The 3,979-nt window shown below is 68.8% G+C and carries 3 protein-coding genes; 1 reads left to right on the top strand and 2 read right to left on the bottom strand.

All coding sequences use genetic code 11. The annotated features are described in order from the left end of the window. Positions 1-157: 157 nt before the first annotated feature. Positions 158-544 carry a carboxymuconolactone decarboxylase family protein gene (locus VGV06_21430; GenBank protein ID HEV2057700.1) on the bottom strand — a complete coding sequence of 129 codons (387 nt, stop codon included), beginning with the start codon at positions 542-544 and terminating at the stop codon, positions 158-160. A gap of 51 nt (positions 545-595) precedes the next feature. Between VGV06_21430 and VGV06_21425 the strand changes: the two genes are divergently transcribed. Next, a complete protein-coding gene (locus tag VGV06_21425; protein ID HEV2057699.1) occupies positions 596-1,957 on the top strand; it encodes an amidohydrolase family protein in 1,362 nt (453 codons plus the stop codon). An 18-nt stretch (positions 1,958-1,975) separates the two neighbouring features. Here the strand turns inward: VGV06_21425 and leuA are convergent, their stop codons facing one another. Then, on the bottom strand, positions 1,976-3,661 hold the full coding sequence (gene leuA / locus VGV06_21420; protein ID HEV2057698.1) for a 2-isopropylmalate synthase: 1,686 nt from the start codon (positions 3,659-3,661) through the stop codon (positions 1,976-1,978). Positions 3,662-3,979: the final 318 nt, after the last annotated feature.

The following is a 3,979-nucleotide window of genomic DNA, read 5'->3' as shown; positions in this document are numbered from 1 at the left end:
CTCGTGCACGAGAAGGTCATGTTCGCCCCCATCGTCGAGCCGGCCTTCCTCAACGGGTACGGCGCCCGCGTGGCCGAGCCGGGCTTGGGTCTCATCGTCGGCCACCTCTACTCGGCGCCGTACGAGGATCTGCGCCTGAAGAAGTAGCGCGCCGCGATCAGCCCTTCACTTCCAAGAGGGCGCCCAGCCCCCGATGAAAGGTCGGGGCTCCGCCCGGCACCAGGCAGGTTTCGAGGACCTCGAACAGCTCCTCGCGCGTGGCGCCGAGGCGGATCGCGCGCTCCATGTGCGCCACGAGGCCGGCCCGTTCCGCCCCGCGGAAGGCGAGGAGCGCGATGGCGACGAACTCGCGGACTTTCGCCGAGACGTGCTTGCCCTCTCCAAGCCCCAGCTCGTAGATACGATTGTAGGTCTCGACGAACTCCGGGTCCTGCCGGGCCGCGAACTCCCACTCGGGGTAGATGTAACCGCGCGCCTTCTTCATCCGCGCGATCAGCGCATCCGCCCTGCCCTTGTCGTGGTCATCCCGTTTCTGCGGTGTCATCTGAGCACCTCCTGGAGCAGACGTGTATCATACTCGCCCGGAGAGCGCCCCATGATCCTCGTCGAGCACGCCGTCGTCGTCAGCATGGATCCCACGCGCCGGATCTTCCTGGACGGCTCCGTGCTGATCGACGGCGAGCGCATCGTTCAGGTCGGGGCGTCGCGCGACGTGAGGCCGCCGCGCGCGCCCGAGCGCATCATCGACGGGCGCGGCCATCTCGTGCTCCCGGGCTTCATCGACACCCACGTCCACCTCTCCGAGCATCTCTCGCGCGGCTTGATCCCGGACGAGGTGCCCGTGGACCGCTACGTCCCGGACTGGTACCTGCCGCTCTACGCCGCCATCACGCCGGAGGAGGAAGCCGCGGCCGCCCAGCTCGCGTGTCTCGAGATGCTGCGCACGGGCACCACGACCTTCTGCGAGGCCGGCACGCTCTTCGACGTCCCGGCGGTGGCCCAGGCGGTGGACGCGGTGGGGCTGCGCGCCGTCCTCGGCCGCTGGACGTGGGACCTGGCCTCGGGCCCCGGCCGGCTGACCCAGTCCACCGACGAGGCGCTGCGGCTCGCCGAGGCAGCGGTTTTAGACGTGAAGCAGCGCGGCAGCTCGCGCGTGAGCGCCTGGCCGCTGCTGATCGGCTTCGGCACCTGCTCCGAGGCGCTGATCCGCGGCGCACATACCTTGGCCGAGCGGCACGGGACAGGCTGGGGCATGATGCAGTTCGCCTCGCACCCGTCGCGCAAGACGGCGGACACGTTGCCGCTCGCCACGCTCGACAGCTGGGGAGTGCTCGGGCCGCGCACCAAGCTCGCCCACATGGTGCACGTGAACGCCGACGACATCGCGCTCCTCGCCCGCCGCGCCGTGAAGATCTCGCACTGTCCCTCCGCCGCGCTCAAGCACGTCAAAGGACTCTCCGCGCACGGCCGCTTCGCCGAGATGCTCGACGCCGGTGTGAGCGTGTCGCTCGGCGGCGACAGCGCCAACGGCTCGAACCACTTCGACATGCTGCGGCTGATGTACCTGGCCGCGCTCGTGCCCAAGGACGCGCGACTCGACCCCGCGGTGATGCCGCCCGAGCGCGTGCTCGAGATGGCGACGCTGCACGGGGCGCGCGCGCTCGGGCTCGAGAACGAGATCGGCTCGCTCGAGCCGGGCAAGCGCGCCGATATGGTGATCTTCGACCTGGACCTGCCGGAGTGGCGCCCGCTGCTGGACCCCGTGAACACGCTCGTCTACAGCTCGAGCGCCGCCAGCGTGCGGACGGTGGTCGTGGACGGGCGCGTCCTGCTGGACGATCGGCGCGTGACTACGGTCGACGAGCGCGAGGCCCTCGCCCGCGCAGAACGGCTATCGGGCCCGTACCTGGCGCGCGCGGGACTCGCCGCGCGGCCGAAGTGGCCGGTGATCCCGTAGATCGCAGCTCAGCCGCTTTCAGCGCGCGCGGCGGCCGAGGGCGGAGAGCACGGCCCGCAGTGACGCCGTGATGATGTTCGGATGCGTGCCCACGCCCCAGCGGAGGTTGCCCTCGCCGTCCACCGTCTCGACGTAGGCCACCGCGCCGGCGTCGGCGCCCTGCCCGAGGGCGTGCTCCGCGTAGTCGACGACATCCAGCTCGACACCCAGTCCGCTCCGCAGCGCGTCCACGAAGGCGGCGATGGGGCCGTTGCCCGCGCCAGTGACCGTGCGCGAGACGCCGTCCACGGCGACCTGCGCCACGATGCGGGCGCCGTCGCTGCCGCCCACGGACGCCAGCTCATGGCTGCGCAGGGCGTACCGCCCCGGCTCGGGCAGATACTCGCGCTGGAACGCCTCCCACATGGCCGAGGGGCTGATCTCCGTCCCCGAGTCCTCGGTGATCGCCTGGATCGTCTTGGAGAACTCGATCTGCAGGCGGCGGGGCAGGTCGAAGCCGTGCTCGGCCTTCATGATGAAGGCGACGCCGCCCTTGCCCGACTGGCTGTTGACGCGGATGACGGCCTCGTACGTGCGGCCCACGTGCTTCGGATCAATGGGGAGATACGGCACCTCCCAGACCTTGTAGTCCGGCGGCAGGGCTTCCATGCCTTTCTTGATGGCGTCCTGGTGCGAGCCCGAGAACGCCGTGTAGACGAGGTCGCCCCCGTAGGGATGACGCGGATGGACGGGCAGGCGGTTACAGTACTCGGCGACCCGGCGCACCTCGTCGATGTCGGAGATGTCGAGCTCTGGGTCGATGCCTTGCGCGAACAGGTTCATGGCGAGCGTGACGACGTCCACGTTGCCGGTGCGCTCGCCGTTGCCAAAGAGCGTGCCTTCCACGCGGTCGGCGCCCGCCATCACGCCCAGCTCGGCTGCCGCCACGGCGCAGCCGCGGTCGTTGTGCGGGTGGAGCGACAACACGACGCGGTCGCGGCGGGAAATGTGCCGGAGAAACCACTCGATCGTGTCGGCGTAGAGGTTCGGCGTGTACATCTCCACCGTGGCGGGCAGGTTCAGGACGATCTTCCTGTCGCGCGTCGGCTCGATGACGTCCATAACGGCCTCGCAGATCTCGACGGCGAACTCCACCTCGGTGCCCGTGTAGCTCTCTGGCGAGTACTCGTAGAAGACTTCCGTGCCGACCAATATCTCCTCGAGCTTCCTGCACAGCTTCGCCGCGTTGACGGCGATGTCCACGATCCCCGGCTTGCCGAGGCCGAACACCACGCGCCGCTGGAGGATGGAGGTCGAGTTGTAGAAGTGCACGATGGCCCGCCGCGCGCCCTGCAGGCACTGGTACGTGCGCTCGATCAGCTCGGGGCGGCACTGCGTCAGCACCTGGATGACGACGTCGTCCGGAACCAGGTCCTCCTCGATCAGGAGCCGCACGAAGTCGTAGTCGGGCTGGGAGGCCGATGGGAAGCCGACCTCGATCTCCTTGAAGCCCATCCGGACGAGGGTCTCGAACATGCGCCGCTTGCGCTCGGGATCCATCGGGTCGATCAGGGCCTGGTTGCCGTCGCGCAGGTCGACGGAGCACCAGCGGGGCGCCTTCACGAGCTTCTTATCCGGCCAGGTGCGGTCACGCAGATCGAGCGGCACGAAAGGCTGGTACTTGTCGAAGGCCATCCGCTTCGGCGTCACGGGCTTTGGTGGCATGTCGCTCCTCACGCAGGCTCGATCACGAGCCGGAAATGAAAAACCTCCTGGCGACATTGTCGCAGGAGGCTCGGCGAACGCGGAATTCCGCGCTCGCCGCTACATAAGCAGGAGGCCCGGGAAAAACGTCATAACGGGGCAATCGTGCCAGATAGCCCTCCCCGTGTCAACTATCCCGGGATCGCGTAGAATGCCCCCCACCCCGCCCATGATGGGCGCGGGCCAAAGGAGACCCACACGCTATGGCTGACGTGCTCACGGTGGTCGCGAGGATCCGGGCGGCGAAGGGCAAGGGCGACGCGCTGGCGGCCCTATTAA

It is taken from the genome of Candidatus Methylomirabilota bacterium (assembly GCA_035936835.1).
Lineage (GTDB): Bacteria > Methylomirabilota > Methylomirabilia > Rokubacteriales > CSP1-6 > AR37.
Note: the sequence above shows the minus strand (reverse complement) of the source record. Positions and strands in the feature narration are given on the sequence as shown.

Excerpts from the sequence above, each read along its gene's own strand:
- VGV06_21430 (HEV2057700.1), bottom strand. The coding sequence starts at position 544 with ATGACACCGCAGAAACGGGATGACCACGACAAGGGCAGGGCGGATGCG.
- leuA (HEV2057698.1), bottom strand. The coding sequence starts at position 3,661 with ATGCCACCAAAGCCCGTGACGCCGAAGCGGATGGCCTTCGACAAGTAC.
- VGV06_21425 (HEV2057699.1), top strand. The coding sequence starts at position 596 with ATGATCCTCGTCGAGCACGCCGTCGTCGTCAGCATGGATCCCACGCGC.